The organism is Klebsiella sp. GG_Kp175, from assembly GCF_040062325.1.
GTDB classification, from domain to species: Bacteria; Pseudomonadota; Gammaproteobacteria; order Enterobacterales; family Enterobacteriaceae; genus Klebsiella; species Klebsiella quasipneumoniae.
The window spans coordinates 10810-28270 of the sequence record NZ_JBEAFX010000016.1 but is presented as its reverse complement, the minus strand read 5'-3'; the positions used below and the strand labels follow the sequence as shown (position 1 = coordinate 28270).

Annotated in this window: 13 protein-coding genes; 4 read left to right on the top strand and 9 right to left on the bottom strand. The window is 59.0% G+C overall.

Annotation, left to right across the window (positions count from 1 at the left end; all coding sequences use genetic code 11):
• The first annotated feature begins 129 nt into the window (after positions 1-129).
• Positions 130-1338: an aldose 1-epimerase family protein gene (locus ABLU73_RS20395; protein WP_017900577.1), complete on the top strand. Its 1209-nt coding sequence runs from the start codon at positions 130-132 to the stop codon at positions 1336-1338.
• A gap of 43 nt (positions 1339-1381) precedes the next feature.
• On the opposite strand, the gene ABLU73_RS20390 is transcribed toward ABLU73_RS20395, so the two are convergent.
• Positions 1382-1909 (bottom strand): GNAT family N-acetyltransferase, encoded by a 528-nt coding sequence (locus tag ABLU73_RS20390; RefSeq protein ID WP_064151128.1) that lies wholly within the window; start codon positions 1907-1909, stop codon positions 1382-1384.
• A 66-nt stretch (positions 1910-1975) separates the two neighbouring features.
• The gene (mpl, locus tag ABLU73_RS20385) at positions 1976-3349 is read right to left on the bottom strand and encodes a UDP-N-acetylmuramate:L-alanyl-gamma-D-glutamyl-meso-diaminopimelate ligase (RefSeq protein ID WP_048296492.1); all 1374 of its coding nucleotides are present in this window, start codon (positions 3347-3349) and stop codon (positions 1976-1978) included.
• Between the two features lie 175 nt (positions 3350-3524).
• Between mpl and fbp the strand changes: the two genes are divergently transcribed.
• Entirely contained in the window at positions 3525-4523 is a 999-nt protein-coding gene (fbp, locus tag ABLU73_RS20380) for a class 1 fructose-bisphosphatase (RefSeq protein ID WP_004206493.1), read from the top strand.
• 44 nt (positions 4524-4567) lie between these two features.
• On the opposite strand, the gene yjfF is transcribed toward fbp, so the two are convergent.
• From yjfF to ytfQ, 4 genes are all read right to left on the bottom strand, one after another.
• On the bottom strand, positions 4568-5566 hold the full coding sequence (gene yjfF, locus ABLU73_RS20375) for a galactofuranose ABC transporter, permease protein YjfF (RefSeq protein WP_002886825.1): 999 nt from the start codon (positions 5564-5566) through the stop codon (positions 4568-4570).
• Positions 5553-6578, bottom strand: coding sequence for a galactofuranose ABC transporter, ATP-binding protein YtfT (gene ytfT / locus ABLU73_RS20370; protein WP_004206491.1), 1026 nt, complete (start codon positions 6576-6578; stop codon positions 5553-5555). Before ytfT ends, yjfF begins: the two co-directional genes overlap by 14 nt.
• 10 nt (positions 6579-6588) lie before the next feature.
• Entirely contained in the window at positions 6589-8091 is a 1503-nt protein-coding gene (gene ytfR / locus ABLU73_RS20365) for a galactofuranose ABC transporter, ATP-binding protein YtfR (protein ID WP_008807146.1), read from the bottom strand.
• A 123-nt stretch (positions 8092-8214) separates the two neighbouring features.
• Positions 8215-9171, bottom strand: coding sequence for a galactofuranose ABC transporter, galactofuranose-binding protein YtfQ (ytfQ, locus tag ABLU73_RS20360; RefSeq protein WP_002886769.1), 957 nt, complete (start codon positions 9169-9171; stop codon positions 8215-8217).
• Between the two features lie 403 nt (positions 9172-9574).
• On the opposite strand from ytfQ, the gene ppa reads away from it, so the two are divergent.
• Both ppa and ABLU73_RS20350 read left to right on the top strand, forming a co-directional pair.
• Entirely contained in the window at positions 9575-10105 is a 531-nt protein-coding gene (ppa, locus tag ABLU73_RS20355) for an inorganic diphosphatase (protein WP_002886766.1), read from the top strand.
• Between the two features lie 74 nt (positions 10106-10179).
• Positions 10180-11367 carry a hypothetical protein gene (locus tag ABLU73_RS20350; RefSeq protein ID WP_109882776.1) on the top strand — a complete coding sequence of 396 codons (1188 nt, stop codon included), beginning with the start codon at positions 10180-10182 and terminating at the stop codon, positions 11365-11367.
• A 145-nt stretch (positions 11368-11512) separates the two neighbouring features.
• On the opposite strand, the gene ABLU73_RS20345 is transcribed toward ABLU73_RS20350, so the two are convergent.
• From ABLU73_RS20345 to tamA, 3 genes are read right to left on the bottom strand one after another with little or no spacing between them, the layout of a single operon-like run.
• Positions 11513-11857: a gamma-glutamylcyclotransferase gene (locus ABLU73_RS20345; RefSeq protein ID WP_002886724.1), complete on the bottom strand. Its 345-nt coding sequence runs from the start codon at positions 11855-11857 to the stop codon at positions 11513-11515.
• A gap of 2 nt (positions 11858-11859) precedes the next feature.
• Positions 11860-15636, bottom strand: coding sequence for an autotransporter assembly complex protein TamB (tamB, locus tag ABLU73_RS20340; RefSeq protein WP_264924176.1), 3777 nt, complete (start codon positions 15634-15636; stop codon positions 11860-11862).
• Positions 15633-17366, bottom strand: a complete 1734-nt coding sequence (gene tamA, locus ABLU73_RS20335; RefSeq protein WP_043519304.1) for an autotransporter assembly complex protein TamA — start codon at positions 17364-17366, stop codon at positions 15633-15635. The genes tamB and tamA overlap by 4 nt, the downstream gene beginning before the upstream one ends.
• Between the last annotated feature and the right edge of the window lie 95 nt (positions 17367-17461).

Sequence of the window (17461 nt, the reverse complement as noted above, 5' to 3'; positions counted from 1 at the left end):
ACTTATCGCATTTAACATCTTCAAAACGGCCACTTTCTCACCAGGTGAGGCGCTTCACATTTTAATCACCCCCATGCCGGTAGATTTCACACGTCAATGACACAATCGATTCAGCAAAAGGGAATAAAAATGAAAAAGACATTGGTTCTGACGGCTATCGCTCTGCTGGTTTCTGGCTCCGCCGCGGCAAAAACATGGGTGCTGACGAGTGCTGAAGAGGGCATGGATAAAGGAAACTGGCAGATCAGCAGCGATCAGCTGAAGGTGAAAGACCATACGTTCAGCATTGAGCAAAAAGTCCTGCACGGCGGCAAGCAGGAAGGCAGCAAAATCCTCACCATTCGCAGTAAAGACGGCCTGACAATCACCCTCAGCCCGACGCGGGGCATGAACTTGCTGCGAGTGGAAGGCTTCGGCAGCCGGATGGGCTGGGATTCGCCGGTCAAAGAGGTTGTTAACCCGGCGTTTATCAACCTGGAGAGCCGCAACGGACTCGGCTGGCTGGAAGGGTTCAACGAGATGATGGTCCGCTGCGGCTATGAGTGGACCGGCCATCCAGTCACCGCGGACGGGCAAATTTATACCCTGCACGGCAAGGCCGGCAACACGCCGGCCTCCCTGGTGGAGGTTGAGGTGGCCGACAGCGCGCCGTATGAAATTCGCGTCCGCGGGCTGGTGAAAGAGAGCACCTTCAAAAAAGCCGATCTGCAGACCATGACCGAGCTGCGCTATATCCCGGGCAGTAACAGCTTCAGCCTGCACGATGTCTTAACCAATCACGCCGACTATCCGCATGATTATCAGATCATCTACCACAGCAACTTCGGTACCCCGATCCTCGAAGAAGGCGCACGTTTCCTCGCCCCGATGTCCAGCATCAGCCCGTTCAATGATTACGCCAAGAGCGGGTTAAAAACCTGGCAAACCTATCAGGGACCGACCAAAGACTTTGACGAGATGGTATTTAATATTCAGCCGCTGGCCGATGAAAATCACCAGACGCTGGCCGCCGTGGTCAACAAGGCTGGCGATAAAGGCGCCTCTATTCAGTTCGACACCCGCCAGCTGCCGGTCCTGACGCTGTGGAAAAACACCGACACCGTCAAACAGGGTTACGTCACCGGTATCGAGCCGGGGACCAGCTACGCCTATCCGGTGACCATTGAACGCGAGCAAAAACGCGTGAAGCAGCTGCAGCCGGGCGCCAGCGCGCAGTTTGATCTGACCTACACCTTGCTGCACGACAGCGCCCAGGTGGCCGCCGTCGAGCAGAAGATCGCGCAGATTCAGGGCGACAATAAAGTGGTGGAGAACGAAACGCCGATCGCCAAAGAGTAAAAATACCCCCAGCCGAACGCCCGGAGCGGTACGCCGCGCCGGGCTACTCCCGCCCCATCACCTCGTGCCCGAGATCCCGGGCAAACTGCTGGTACTGTCGCTCATCGATCGGCTGCGGATAGCTCAGCACCAGCAGCTCATGATCCGCGATGCCCTGATGATAGGTGGGATGACGATGCGCCCAGGGGTTAGCGTGAAATCCCATCGACTGATAAAAGCGCAGCCGTTTATGGGCGATCTCGCTGCTCAGCGGATCGATTTCCAGAATGGTCAGCGGGGCGCGCGTCAGGATCTGCGCCAGCAGCTGTTTACCATAGCCGCGGGAGCGCAGCGTATCGTCGATCGCCAAATGTTCGACATAACCGTAGCCGGCAAACTGCCAGCAGCCGCTGAGGCCGATAAATACGTCCTCATCGAACCACGCCTCAAGCGCGTAGTGCGCGTTGCTGAGCGCCTGACGTTTGGCCTCGCTTTCGCGCTGCTCGTGCCAAGGAAAGGCGCGCGCGTAGAGCGCGTCCAGCATGGCGAAATGGGGCGAGTCGGTAGAAAGAACGCTTTCGCGGGTCAGCATCACACCCTCCCTGTTGGTAAAAACAAAACTGCCCTCACGCGGAGGGCAGTGACCGGAGGCGGGACGTTACTCTGTCGCGGCCGCTTTTTGCGCCAGTTTATCCAGCAGCTTTTGATGAATGCCGCCGAAGCCGCCGTTGCTCATCACCAGGATATGGTCGCCAGGATGGGCGGTTTTGACCACCATCTCCGCCAGGGTATCGACGTCGGCGCTCCAGTGGGCCGGCTGGACGCAGGCTTCCGCCACTTCCGCCACCTGCCACGGGATATGCTGCGGCTGCAGGAGGAACACCTCATCGGCGCGGCCAAGAGACGGCGCCAGATCGTCCTTGCAGACGCCCATTTTCATGGTGTTAGAGCGCGGCTCCAGCACGGCGAGAATGCGCGCGGTGCCGCCCACTTTGCCGCGCAGCGCCTGCAGCGTGGCGAGGATCGCCGTCGGATGATGAGCGAAATCGTCATACACGGTGACGCCGTTGGCTTCGCCGCGCAGCTCCAGGCGACGGCGGGCGTTGATAAAGCTGCCCAGCGCGTTCGCGGCATCCGCCGGCAGTACCCCGACGTGACGCGCCGCGGCAATGGCCATCAGGCCGTTATGCATATTATGTTCGCCGACCAGCGCCCACTTCACCTCGCCGACCTTTTCGCCGTCAAACAGCACTTCCCACTGCGAGGCGTCGGCGTTCAGCTTCTTCGCCTGCCAGTGGCCCTGCTCGCCCACCAGCTCCTGCTCGCTCCAGCAGCCCATCGCCATCACCTGCTTCAGGTTGATGTCGTTCTCCGGCAGGATAATTTTGCCTTTGCCCGGCACGATGCGCACCAGATGGTGGAACTGCTTCTGAATCGCCTTCAGGTCGTCAAAGATATCCGCGTGGTCGAACTCAAGGTTGTTGAGGATCAGCGTCCGCGGGCAGTAGTGAACAAATTTGGAGCGCTTGTCGAAGAAGGCGCAGTCGTATTCATCCGCTTCAATGACGAAGAACGGGCTGTCGCCCAGGCGCGCAGAGACGTCAAAATTGCCCGGAACGCCGCCAATAACGAAGCCCGGCTGGTAACCGCAGGCTTCAAGGATCCAGGTCGCCATGCCGGCGGTGGTGGTTTTGCCGTGGGTCCCGGCGACGGCCAGCACCCAGCGATCGCGCAGCACGAAGTCGTGCAGCCACTGCGGGCCGGACATATAGGGAATATTGTTTTCCAGCACCGCTTCAACGCACGGGTTGCCGCGAGTCATGGCGTTACCGATGATCACCAGGTCCGGCCGGGGCTCCAGCTGGCTGGGGTCATAGCCCTGAATTAAATCAATCCCCTGGTTTTCCAGCAGGGTGCTCATCGGCGGATAGACGTTAGCATCCGACCCCGTTACCTCATGACCGAGGGAGCGCGCCAGCATGGCCAGGCCCCCCATAAACGTGCCACAGATTCCTAAAATATGAATGCGCATTCGTCATTTCCTTCTCTTATCCGGGGCACATTTTACCCATATCCCGGGCCCTGGCGAAATGCATTTCAGGCGAATCTGTATTTTGCTGGCGCGATTCACCAGTGCGCACTTTTTTGATTCTTTGTTAAGATTGTTGCGTTCGTTTTACTCAACATAAAAATGCAGGGAACGAGTTATGAAAACGTTAGGTGAGTTTATTGTTGAAAAGCAGCACGAGTTCTCCCACGCCACCGGTGAGCTGACTGCTTTGTTGTCAGCAATAAAGCTGGGCGCCAAGATCATCCACCGCGATATCAACAAGGCCGGTCTGGTCGATATCCTGGGTGCCAGCGGTGCTGAAAACGTTCAGGGCGAGGTTCAGCAAAAACTCGATCTGTTCGCTAATGAAAAATTAAAAGCCGCACTGCGAGCACGCGATATTGTTGCCGGGATCGCCTCTGAAGAAGAAGATGAGATTGTCGTCTTCGAAGGGTGTGAACACGCCAAATACGTGGTGCTGATGGACCCTCTGGATGGCTCCTCTAACATCGACGTTAACGTCTCTGTCGGTACGATCTTCTCTATCTATCGCCGCGTGACGCCTGTTGGCACGCCGGTGACAGAAGAAGATTTCCTGCAGCCGGGAAACAAGCAGGTGGCAGCGGGCTATGTGGTCTATGGCTCTTCGACAATGCTGGTGTATACCACCGGCTGCGGCGTCCACGCCTTCACCTATGACCCGTCCCTCGGCGTCTTCTGTCTGTGCCAGGAGCGCATGCGCTTCCCGGAGAAGGGCAATACCTACTCCATTAACGAAGGCAACTACATCAAATTCCCGCAGGGCGTGAAGAAGTACATTAAGTACTGCCAGGAAGAAGACAAAGCGACTCAGCGTCCTTATACCTCACGCTATATCGGCTCTCTGGTGGCGGACTTCCACCGCAACCTGCTGAAAGGCGGCATCTACCTCTATCCAAGCACCGCCAGCCACCCGGATGGTAAGCTGCGCCTGCTGTATGAATGCAACCCGATGGCCTTCCTTGCCGAACAGGCGGGCGGTAAGGCCAGCGATGGTAAAGAGCGTATTCTGGATATTGTTCCGGAAAGCCTGCACCAGCGCCGCTCCTTCTTCGTCGGCAACAACCACATGGTGGAAGACGTCGAGAACTTTATTAAGTCGTTCCCGGACGCCTAAACGCCCTGCCCGCTCCTCCCGCGCCTGCGGGAGGAGCCTCTCGCTTAGCGACTCCCCGCCCCGCTCACCCGCGTCACCGCCGCATTCTGCCGGTTTTCCCACAGCACGGTCAGCCCACGCTGCAGCGCGATAAAGATAAACAGCAAAATGCCGATGGCGATTTTCGTCCACCATGAGCTGAGGGTGCCGTCGAAGTTGATGTAGGTCTGAATCAGCCCCTGGATCGCCACCCCGAACAGGGTTCCCAGCACGGTGCCAACGCCGCCGCTGAGCAGCGTACCGCCGATCACCACCGAGGCAATGGCGTCCAGCTCCACGCCGACGCCCGCCAGCGCATAGCCCGCCTGGGTATAAATGGAAAAGACGATCCCGGCCAGCGTCGCCAGCCCGGTGGAGAGCATATAGATACGGATTGTGGCGCTGCGGGTGGAAATCCCCATCAGATTCGCCGACGTCGCGTTGCCGCCGATGGCATACACCTGATTGCCGAAGCGGGTGCGGTGGGCGACAAAAATACCGGCCACCACCACCAGCAGCATCAGCAGCCCCATGGCGCTGAGGCGTCCGCCGCCGGGAATGGTCCATGCCAGCCCGGACAGGGTGTCATACACCGGGTGGTTAATCGGAATCGACTCCTCTGACACCAGATAGCTCACGCCGCGCAGGAAGAACATGCCGGCGAGGGTGATGATAAAGGCCGGGATCTTCAGGGCGTCAATCAGCAGCCCCATAAACGCGCCGAAGGCGCAGCCCATCACCAGCACCAGCGGAAACGCCACCAGCGGTGATATTCCCCAAAAGCCAATCGCTTTGGCGAGAAAGACGCCGGTAAAGGCGATCACCGACCCGACAGACAGATCGATCCCGCCGGAGAGGATCACGAAGGTCATGCCCACGGCGATGATCCCGAGGAAGGCGTTATCCGTCAGGATATTGCAGATCACCCGCGTCGAGGCAAAGCCGGGGAATTGCGTCAGGCAGTAGAGATAGCCCAGCACAAACACCGCGAGGGTGATCATCAACGGTAAATTACGTTTTATCATGGCCGCGTACCCCTTTCAGTAAACCGATAAAGCGCGGCGACTGGACAATCAGTACGCACAGCACCACCACCGCTTTCACCACCTGGTTGAGCTCCGGCGGGAAGCCGGAGAGCAAAATCCCGGTGTTCATGCCCTGGATAATCAGCGCCCCCACCACCGACAGCAGCAGGTTGAATCGCCCGCCCATCAGCGAAGCGCCGCCGATGACCACCGCCAGAATGGCGTCCAGCTCCAGCCATAGCCCGGCGTTATTGGCATCCGCGCCGCGAATGTCCGCCGCCACGATGATCCCGGCGATCGCCGCGCAGACGCCGCTCAGGACATAGGCCAGCATCACCACGATGCGGGTATTAACGCCGGCGTTTTTCGCCGCGCGGATATTGATCCCCACCGCTTCGATAAACATGCCCAGCGCCGTTTTACGGGTAAACAGCCAGAACAGCAGCAGCGTAGCAGCGGCGACGATCACTGGCGTCGGAAACAGCAGAAACGATCCGCTGCCAAGCCACGCCAGCGCAGGGGAATCAAAGGTGACGATCTGCCCGGCGGTGATCAACTGCGCTACCCCGCGTCCGGCCACCATCAGGATCAACGTCGCCACAAAGGGCTGGATCTTAAGGACCGCCACGAGGATGCCGTTCCACAGCCCGGCCAGCGCGCCCGCCGCCAGCGAGGCCAGCAGCACCACCGCCAGGCTGTGTCCGGCGACGGTCATCGAGGCGGCCGTCGCGCCGGCAATCGCCATCACCGCCCCCACCGACAGGTCGATGCCGCCGGTGGCGATCACCAGCGTCATGCCGATGGCCAGCAGCGCCACCGGAGCGGCGCGGTTGAGAATATCGATTGGGCTGCCAAACAGGCGGCCATCCTGGAGCACTACCTGATAAAAATGGGGCGCCACCAGGCTGTCGACCAGCAGAACCAGCAGCAGAGCAATGATCTGCGGGGTGCCCTTCGGCCAGGTGAAGCGTCGCTTCTCCGGGCCGGTTTGCGAAAGAGATCGAGGCATCATGAGTTACTCCTTATGCCGCAATAGCGTTCATGATCGCCGGTACAGAGAGCTCGGCGAGCGGGATCTCGGCCACCTGCCGGCGATCGCGCATGATAATGACCCGATCGGCGTAACCCACTAGCTCCTCCAGTTCAGAGGAGATGACCAGCAGCGCCAGACCATCGGCGCAGAGGGTTTCAATCAGGCGAATAATTTCCGCGTGGGCGCCGACGTCAATGCCGCGGGTCGGTTCATCGAGGATCAGGAACTGCGGTTTGGTCAGCAGCCAGCGGGAAAGTAATACCTTCTGCTGGTTGCCGCCGGAGAGAAACTCGATCGGCTGCTCCGCGCTGGGGGTACGGATCCCCAGCTGGCGAATAAAGCGCTCGGCGATCTCGTTCTGTTCACGCCGGGGTATCGGCCGCAGCCAGCCGCGCTGCGCCTGCAGGGCAAGGACGATATTTTCCCGCACCGAAGCGGCGGCGATAATGCCGTCGGTTTTGCGATCCTCCGGACAGAAGCCGATCCCGAGGCAGGAGGCCTGATGCGGAGAGCGCAGGGTTTGCGGTTTGCCTTTGATCCATGCCTTCCCGCTGTCCGCCGTTTTAATGCCGAAGATCACCTCGGCGGTTTCAGTGCGTCCGGAACCCAACAGGCCGGCGAGGCCGACAATTTCGCCCGGACGGACCTGCAGGTCGAACGGGGCGATGGTGCCTTTCTTGCCGTAGCCTTCGAACGCCGCCACCGGCTTATCGCTCAGCAGGGTTCGGCCCGCCCGCTGCAGGGCGTTGTGGTCCAGTTCGCGGCCCAGCATCATTTTCACCAGCTCAATCTGCGGCAGCTCGCGGGTTTCGCGGCAGCCGACGAAGCTGCCGTTGCGCAGCACGGTAATGCGGTCGCTGACCGCATAGACCTGGTCGAGAAAATGGGTGACGAAGATCAGGCTGACGCCGTTATCCCTGAGCTGGCGCATCAGGGTAAACAGCATCTCCACCTCCTGAGTATCGAGGCTGGCGGTGGGCTCGTCGAGGATCAGCACCTTGGCCGACAGGTCGATAGCCCGACAGATAGCAACGATCTGCTGCATCGCTACTGAAAAGCGGTTCAGCGGCTCGCGCACATCGAGGGAAAAGCCATAGGAGGCCATCAGCGCCGTCGCCCTGGCCTCCATCTCTTTACGCCGCAGCAGGCCAAACCGCCGCGGCTCACGGCCGATAAACAGGTTGTCCGCCACCGACATATTCGGCAGCAGGTTCACTTCCTGATAAACGGTGCCGATCCCCAGCTGCTGGGCATGGGCGGTATTTTTCGGGGAAATGGCCTGGCCTTCCAGCCAGATGGTGCCGCGATCGGCATGGTAAACGCCGGTAAGCGCTTTGATCAGCGTCGATTTTCCGGCGCCGTTTTCGCCCAACAGGGCCATGATTTCGCCGCGCCGCAGGCTAAAGTTGACGTTATCCAGCGCCTTAACGCCGGGGAAGAATTTACTGAGTCCTTCGGTGCGAAGGATCTCCTGGTGTGCCTCGGCGCTCATAATCGATATCACCTTCAAATGATGTCAGGTTGCCCCGGTTCGCGCTCTGCTTGCCGGGGTTACTGGAACGCTGCCTGTTACCCTCTCCGCTTGCGGAGAGGGCCGGGATGAGGGGCTAGCCACTCAGTAGCCCATATTTTTCTTCTTCTCTAACTCTTCTTTCGCCGTATCCGGCAGATACAGCGTCGATTTGGTAATGGTCAGCTTCTCCGGCAGGGTGCCGTCTTTTTTGTATTTCTCCAGCGCATCAAACGCCGGGCCGGCCATATTCGGCGTCAGCTCGACGCTGGCGTTGGCTTCGCCGGCGATCATCGCTTTATAGATATCCGGCACGCCGTCGATGGAGCCGGTCAGAATATCTTTGCCCGGCTTCAGACCGGCTTCTTTAATGGCCTGGATGGCGCCGATGGCCATATCGTCGTTATGAGCGAATACCATGCAGATGTTTTTGCCGTTATTCTCCGCCTTGATAAAGCTCTCCATGACCTCTTTCCCTTTGCTGCGGGTGAAGTCGCCGGACTGAGAGCGGATAATTTTGATATTCGACGCTTTGGCGATAGCGTCGGCGAAGCCTTTCTTACGGTCGATGGCCACGCTGGCCCCGACGGTGCCCTGCAGTTCAACGACGTTACACGGCTTACCGTCGACGGTTTTCACCAGCCAGTCGCCAATCAGCTGGCCTTCCAGCACGTTGTTGGCGGTCACGGTGGTCATGTAGAGATCTTTATCTTTCACATCAATGGAACGGTCGAGGAGGAAGACCGGTATCTTGGCCTCTTTCGCCTCTTTCAGCACCGGCTCCCAGCCGGTGGCCACCACCGGCGCAATGAAGATCGCGTCAACCCCCTGGGCGATAAAGGAGCGCACCGCTTTGATCTGGTTTTCCTGTTTTTGCTGACCATCAGCGATCTTCAGCGTAATACCGCGCTTGGCGGCTTCCTCTTTCGCGACGCTGGTTTCCGCCGCACGCCAGCCGGATTCAGAACCGACCTGCGAAAAACCTACGGTTAGCGGGGCAGCTATCGCCATAGACGACATAGCTGCGGAAACTGCTGTGACAAGAAGTAAGCGCTTCCACATAAGGGTATCCTCGTAGGGTTATTGTTGGTTAAAGTCTCACCTGCGGACAAACTATAGACAATCGGTGATGTAACTGAATGCGTTACATCACACTTCAAAAAAGTAAATGAGATGTTAATTACAGCCCAATAGCCCAGCGGAGAGCGGATAAGGCTTCGCGGGGAGCGCGGCAGCGGCGGTTTGTGACGTTTTTTTAAGCAGTTTGATAAATCAATCACATGCAATGAAAACGGTTACATAAATTTATTCATGATGTGGCTATGTTTATGGATTTTCATGTCATTATGGCGTGCAAAATTCAGAGCACTCCGCGGCGAGATCGGGAAAAAGAAGCGAAGACATTCGATGTGAGTTGGCTATAATACCGAGCACTTGTTTGCCATACATTTTAAAGGAAACAGACATGAGCTTACTCAACGTACCTGCGGGCAAAGATCTGCCGGAAGACATCTACGTCGTGATCGAGATCCCGGCGAACGCAGATCCTATCAAATACGAAGTCGACAAAGAGAGCGGTGCACTGTTCGTTGACCGTTTCATGTCCACAGCGATGTTCTATCCGTGCAACTACGGCTACATCAACCACACCCTCTCCCTGGACGGCGACCCGGTTGACGTGCTGGTCCCGACTCCGTACCCGCTGCAGCCGGGCTCCGTGATCCGCTGCCGTCCGGTTGGCGTTCTGAAGATGACCGACGAATCCGGTGAAGACGCGAAACTGGTTGCCGTACCGCACACCAAGCTGAGCAAAGAATACGATCACATCAATGATGTGAACGACCTGCCGGAACTGCTGAAAGCCCAGATCACTCACTTCTTTGAGCACTACAAAGATCTGGAAAAAGGCAAGTGGGTTAAAGTCGACGGTTGGGACAACGCGGAAGCGGCGAAAGCCGAAATCGTTGCCTCTTTCGAGCGCGCTAAGCAGAAGTAATTCTGTCTCAGGCAGGGTCATCCCCTGCCTGATTGCGGCACGGATTGCCGCGATAACACCATGGAGGGTGTCCCGTGAAAAGCGTTCGCTATTTCACTCTTAACTTTTCTGGCTTCACGACCGCCGTCTCTGAAAAACAGGGGTATCTGCGCCTTATCGCCGGCGAGCATGTCTTTTACACCGATAAACGCTATTTTAACGACCCCGCACTTTTTGACCGTCTGAAGATCAATCAGCCCCTGCATCTTGGCGCCCGCCGCCTGGACAACGGCAGTTACTGGATCCACTGGCTCAGCGATGGCGAAACGCTCCTTGAGCCCAGTCAACACGTAAAGCGCTGGGCCCGGCCACTGCTGTTTATCAGCCTGCTGACGCTCATCATCACCCTTATCCCGCTCATGGTGAGCGCCTCAGAATGGGGAAAGTTCGGCTGCGGCATTATCGCGATACTGGCCTTCATCGCGCTGTTAACCGGGCTCTACGAGCTTCTGTTCCACCCGGCGCTAAAACGGCACCCCGCCATGCGCGATCTGCTGGCGAAGATGGCGCTGGCCCGCCGACGCGACGTCTCCTTTTGCCAGCCGCTACCCGCCACGACGCAAGCCCTCCGCCAGTCGGCAATGCCTTTTACGCAAGCCCTGCCGGAACGCTATGCCGCTCAGGCAGACATCATCATCGACGCCCACTTTAAGAAGTGGTATGCAGGCAATCCAACCCGCGAATATCACGGCCTCGGGATACAATGCGGTTCCCTGCCGCTGGCCTTCTGGTGGCAGGCAGGCTGCGCTAATTTCGCGCTGCATCCGGTGTTTTACCGTTGTCAGCCGCCGTTTCTTGCCACCGGCGATCGCATCCTCGCCGTATACGAGCGCGACAGCCGGGCGATCCATGCGCTATACAATGCCAGCGACGGCGCGGCTTATATAAAAAACCATCCGCTCTATCCTGGACGCCGACAGCTGTCGCTGCTCTATTACCTGTTTTACGGCCTCGCGCTGGTGATGTATCTGTTATTTCTCGGAGTAGAACTCGTCAGCGCCCTTCAGTCAGGCCGGCGCGTCTGGTGGCAGGTTCAGGATTCGCTGGACATGCTGTCCTTATTGTTACTCTGTTTTGGCGGGGTACTGGCGGTGCTGGAGCTGATAGGCCCAACGGCCTGGTTATTGTCACACCGGGTGGCTGACTGGCTGAAGCTGCGATCGGCGATGCGGCGTTACCTGCGGGGGGCTGCCCCTCCTACCACGCTCGAGGAGGTCATGTAATGTTTAGCACCCCAACACGACGATTAGTATTCCTCGCGCTGACGACGCTGGCTTCCACAGCGTGGCTGGCGAAGGATTATCTTCCGCTCTGGTAAGAGGTAGGCGCAGAAAAAAACAACGCCACCCGAAGGTGGCGCTGTCATGGTTAATACTGGTCGCGATCCAACCAGTTGCCGTTCGCTATCAACGTACAACCCTCAACGGAACGTTGATAGACATACATCCATGCGCTGCCGTATGGCGTCTGAATCAGGTGGCGCGCATACTCGCCCCCCTTGGTGCGGAGCGCATCCAGTTCGGCCAGCGTCGATGCATCAATACGATAAACTTCACCATGTACTGTGCCTTCGCCGGGCACCGCGCCTGGATAGTGGCCCAGGCTGTACAGCTGATAATCGTCGACACTATGAGCGCCCAGCCACTGGGCGTTGGTCATCCAGTGGCTGTTGCCTTGTTTGCGTCGTAAACTGCCGTAAACAAATATTCGCATTGCTAAAACTCAAACTGATAGAGCAAATCGAGCGCCTGGTCGATGCCAGACACCGCTTCCACATATAGCTTAGGCATCAGGCGATAACGTAAAGTCAGCGTCGCCAGGGAATCGAAGATACCGACCCCGTATTTTACCTGCAGACCCGGCAGTACATAGCCGCTGACCACCACCTGGGAAGAGTCGCCTACCCCTTCGGTGTCCAACGCCAAATTGCTTACGCCAAACGTCTCGCCGATTTTACCCACAACCTGACCACTTTGTGCAACCCCCATACCAATAAGCATTGAGGTCATCGCGGCGCTATCGCTCTGTCCGCTGCTCAAACCCTGGCCGCGCAGCAGATAAGACAGCGCTTCCTGCTGGGACATAACCGGGTCAGAGAAGATCTCCGCTTTCGGCTGATCGGCGGATCCGGTGACGCGAACGCCGGCGATCACGTCGTCTTCGGTGGCATCCGGGTTACGAATTGCTTCGATATTCAGTAATGGCTGATCCGGCGGACCGGAGAACAGCAGTTCCCCTTTGCGCACAATCAAATCCTGGCCATAGGCGTGGAAGCGGCCGTCCGGAATATTGATCTGCCCGTTGAGTCCCAGCCCCTGCTTGTCCTGCGCCACTTTCAGATCGCCGGTCAGACGCGCTTTCAGACCGAAGGCTTCCAGACGAACGTTGTTGCCGACGTGGATCGTCAGGTTGCTGTTGATCGGGATCCCGGCGCTCTGCTGATTAATCGGCTTGAGGTTTTTGTCGAGCATCACTTCATCAGAAGACACGCCAACCGCGCTCTCCGGCACTTCGTTGACCACGATCCGCGCCCAGGGCACATCCACCTTGCCATCGAGGTTGAACAGGCTTGGCGTGGCGGTAAACACCACGTCCGGCGATACATCGAGACGGACCATCGGCGGCACCGTGATCCGCACCCGGCTGCCTTTCGCCGCAATTTGCGCCCGCCAGTTATCGATCTGCGTCCAGTCGGCGTTGCCGCTGAGGGCGATTTGCCCCTGACGGGTGTTCACCGTCCCCTGCAGGGTCGAGCGCGTGCCGTTGAAGTTCATCGCCAGCTGGCTCGGCTGCATATCAAACGGCATAAAGTTGCCGTCGATATCCACCCCGCTTAACTGCATCTGGCCGAACAGCTGTGGACTTTTCACGTTGCCGCCCAGGCGCAGACGGGCGTTGAGCCTTCCCTCCGCCTTTTCACCGCGGGCGAAAATCGGGTTGATCATCGCCAGCGAGAAGTTGCTGATATTGACGTTGCCGCCGAGGTTACGCCGCCCCTGCGGGTCGGTGACCTGCACCTGCCCATCCAGCTGGCCATTGTTGGTCAGGCGGATAAGCCAGCCCAGCTCCGCGCGATTGTTATGCAGATCGGCGCTGAGGTTCAGCGTATCGAACGCCACCGGCAGCGGGGCGTCATTGACCACCTGGGTCACTTTGACGTTGCGCCCGCTGAGGGTCACTTTGCCCTGCGGCAGCCCCTCCTTGGTGGTGTCCCAGCTGACATCGGCATTACCGGTAAAGACGCCGCTGGCCTGGGTCGCCTCCGGCATAAACGGCTTGAGCATCGCCAGGTCGAAGCGGTTGAGATTCACCCGCGCCCGCCCGCTGGCGCCTGCGTCAATGGTCTCAGGCACGCAGAGCTCGGCGTTCGGGTTGGTCCAGCAGTGTGGCCCGATGCTGATTTTCTGCTCCTGGTTGCGGTAGTCCAGCGCGATACTGCGCGTCAGCGCCACCGGACCCACCGGCGTCTGGAAGCGGGTATCGCTTAGCGCGCCTCTCCAGCGCTCGGCCTGACGATCGAAGCTGCCCGCCAGCGCCAGCTGGCCGGAAACCGGATCGCCTTGCACCCGCAGCCGCAGCTCATGCTGCTTCTCAGTGCCTTTGGCATTGAGCTGCACCAGGCTGATATTCACCCCCGGCTGGCTGATGCGATCCACCCGTACGTCCAGGTTGCCGCCAATCTGATCGGTGGATTTCACATCCCCTTTGACGTTGACCTGGGCGATGGTCAGCTCCTGCCAGCGCAGCGCCCGGGCGGTGATGTCCGCCAGCAGCTGCGGCGCATCGACAGTGCCGCGCACTTTCACCAGCCCCTTCGCCGTCCCGCCGAGCCCCGGCAGCGCATTATCCAGGTGCGGCGCATCGATGGTGGCGTCGAGATTCAGATCCTTCACCCCCAGCTCGCCTTTGATATCGGCGCTGTTCGGGCCTAACGCCAGATGCAGCCCCGGGATTTTCCACTGCAGATAGCTGTTGCCCTGCAGCGAGCCCGAAACATCCACCTTGTTCTGTTTCACGTTGCCGGTAATTTTCAGCTCCGGCACCGACATCTGCCAGCTGCCGCCGTACAGGCTGCCCTGGGTCTTGATCCTACCATTGAGCTTCGATGGCCAGTCCGGCACCTCTTTGGCGGTGTTGATGCCGTCGAGGGTCAGCTCGCCGCGCCAGCTGATCGCCTGCTGCCAGTCGAGGAGCGCTTTCAGCTCGGTTTTCCCTTCCAGGGCATTGACCGTCAGCTTGTCGAGATTGATCTGCCGCTCATTGCCTTTGGCGTTGAGGGCGATTTTCGCCGGCGGCAGCGACTGGCCTTTCACCGCGGTGGAGAAGGCCAGCGCATAGTCGGTCATTTTGCCGCTGAACTTCAGCTGGACGTCGTCGGCCTGGAACTGCTTCTCGCCGCTGAACGGCCAGGCGAGCTGCTTACTTTTCAGCTCCATATTGAGCGGCAGCCCGGCCTCCGCCAGCTGCGCGTCCGCCCGCAGCGTGGCCGCGACCGGCCCGCTTAAGTCCACCCCGACCTTAAGCGTTTTACGTATCTCGCCGCCCACCTTCAGCTGCACCTTCTCCCCTTTCATCGGGTCGACGTTCAGCGTTCCGGCGAGGGTGATGTCTACCGGCCAGTTATCCTGTAGCTGGGCGCTGCCCGAAGCGCTGACCTTGCCCTGATCGGAGTCGATGTCGAGGGCGTCGAGCTTCATCTGCCCGTCGATACTGCTGACTTTCAGCAGCAGGTTGTACACGGTGATATCGGTATCGCCGGTCAGGCGCAGCTGCTCGCCGCGGAACGCCTGAATATTGAGGTTAAGCGGCAGATGGACATCGGTCATCGCCGGCAGCACCGGCTGCGAGAAGAGGTCGGTCATCGTCTCGCCGAGCGGTTTCTCCTGCGGTCGCGGGTTGTCGATTTTCGGCTCAACCACCTGCTCCTGCGCCACTTTCGCCACCTTCGGCAGGGCGATCAGCAGCCCCTGCAGCGAGGTCGGCGTCAGGGTCAGATTTTTCTCCTGCCAGTTCAGGCCGGTGGAAAAATCGCGCACGGAGACCGCGGTATCGTCGATTTTGACGTTGACGTTATGCAGCGCGACGCGGCTGAGGGCGATCGGATAAGGGGTGGAGAGATTCAGCGGCCCGCTGTCCTCTTCCTCGACCGGCGCAGAGGGCGGCATCTTCTTCGTATCGACGGCGACGTAAATATCGCGCAGCGCGATGTCGTTTACGCACAGACTGCTGTCCCACAGACAGCGCAGCCTGACGCTGAGATGAAACTGGCCGGCGGTCACCGCCACGCCGGGCTGCTCATAGCGGACATTATCAAGGGTTAAATCACGCCAGCCGCCGGTCACTTTGCCGATTTCCAGCCCCGGCACCCAGCGTTCCGCCGCTTTGAACACCAGATGCAAGCCGGTGGTGGTGCCCACCAGGAACCCGACGGTGCCCAGCAGGAGAACCAACACGATTAATACGCCGAGGCTTATCTTCTTCCATAAACTCATAATTCAGGCCCCAGACCGATGTAAAACTGTAAACCATGCTCTTCTTTGTCGCCGATTGGCCGGGCGATATCCAGCTTGATCGGCCCCACCGGCGACTGCCAGCGCACGCCTACCCCGGCGCCGGTTTTGAAATCACTCTCGCGAATATCGCTGACCGCTTCGCCGCTATCGACAAACACGGCGCCCCACCACTTGCCACTGACGTTGTACTGATATTCCAGCGAGCCGGTGGCCAGCTTCGAGGCCCCGATCAGCTTGCCGTCATCGTCCTTCGGCGAGATGGATTTGTATTTATAGCCGCGAATACTGCGATCGCCCCCGGCGAAAAAACGCAGGTCCGGCGGCACCTTGTCAAAGTTGTCCGCTTCGATCCAGCCCAGGTTGCCACGCACCACAAAGCGGTGGCGGTCATAGAGGGTACGGATCCAGACGTCCTGAGCCTGCATCACGATAAAGTTGATGTCCGAGCCCCACATGGTGTTGGAGTAGTCCACCGAGTAGCGCTGCGAATCGCCCCAGGTAGGCATCAGGCCGCCGCGGGAGCGAGTGCGGTTCACCGAGACCCCCGGGTAAATCAGCATGGTGGTGTTGGTGACGTTCGCCTGGGTAAAGTGGTCCAGGCTCCAGCGCAGGTTAATCGCCCGCTGCCAGCCGCTCGACATCTCCCAGAAACGCGACAACCCCAAGGTGGTGGAGTCGGCCTGGGTGTCATTGAGATCGGTACGCTTAAAGCCGCCCTGCATCAGATAGTACTGCTCGAGCGGGCTCTTGAGCAGCGGGACTTTATAGGTGAAGTCAAACTGCTGCTCCGGGGCGGAGAGGCTGACGCTGGAGGTCAGGCTGTGGCCATAGGAGTTCATCCACGGTTTTTTCCACGTGGCTTTCACCCGCGGACCGACGTCTGTGGAGTACCCTACCCCGGTTTCCACGGTGTTCTCTTTGCGTGGCGAGACAACGCCCTGCAGAGGCAGCACCTTGGTTTTCCGTGACTTAGCAAAATCAGGCGCCACCACCACCGAACTGAACCACCCGGTCGCCGCCAGGCGGCGGTTTAGCTCGGCCAGGTCCTGCGAGGTGTAGTAGTCGCCCTCTTTAAACGGCACGAGGTTTTGCAGGTATTCATCGCGAATTTGCGATCCGGAGAAGGTGACGTGGCCAAAGCGATAGCGTTCTCCGCTGTCGTAATCGATATCCCAGAACGCCTGATGACGGTCGAGGGAGACCCCAAGCTGGCTTTTATTGAACTCGCTGTCAAAGTAGCCTTTGCGCAGGGCGACACGGGTCAATGAGCTCTTGAAACCGTCGTAATCGCCGTGGTTGAGCACCGTCCCGATGGCCGGGCGGGTTTTCAACAGCGCCAGATAGTCGCTGTCGGTGCGGGCGCCGCCGCGCAGAATCACCTCGGTTCCGCCAATGCGTACCGGCTCACCCGGGGTCACTTTGGCGATCAGCACCTGACGGCCCCTTTTCGGCGGCGGACGCAGATCAAATTCAATCGTCGGCTCGTAATATCCCAGCGCTTTCAGACCTTCGCGAATGGCGTCATCGACGCGCGCGCGAAAGCGACGATCCGGCGTGACCTCATCACTCTGGATGGTGGAAAGCTGGGCGCGAACGTTTTTCTCCAGCTCTCCGGATAATCCCTCAACCTGCAAACGCACATTCGCTGCGCTGGCGACCCCGCTGACCAGCAAAAGGCTGGTGACACATAACTGGCGGATTTTTAGCACATTTTCTCCTGAATATCCCTGTTTCCCCCTACAGGAAACACTGGCGCCGCTCCACGGCTTAACAAAACACTAACAACTTAGGGTTGAAAAAGTGG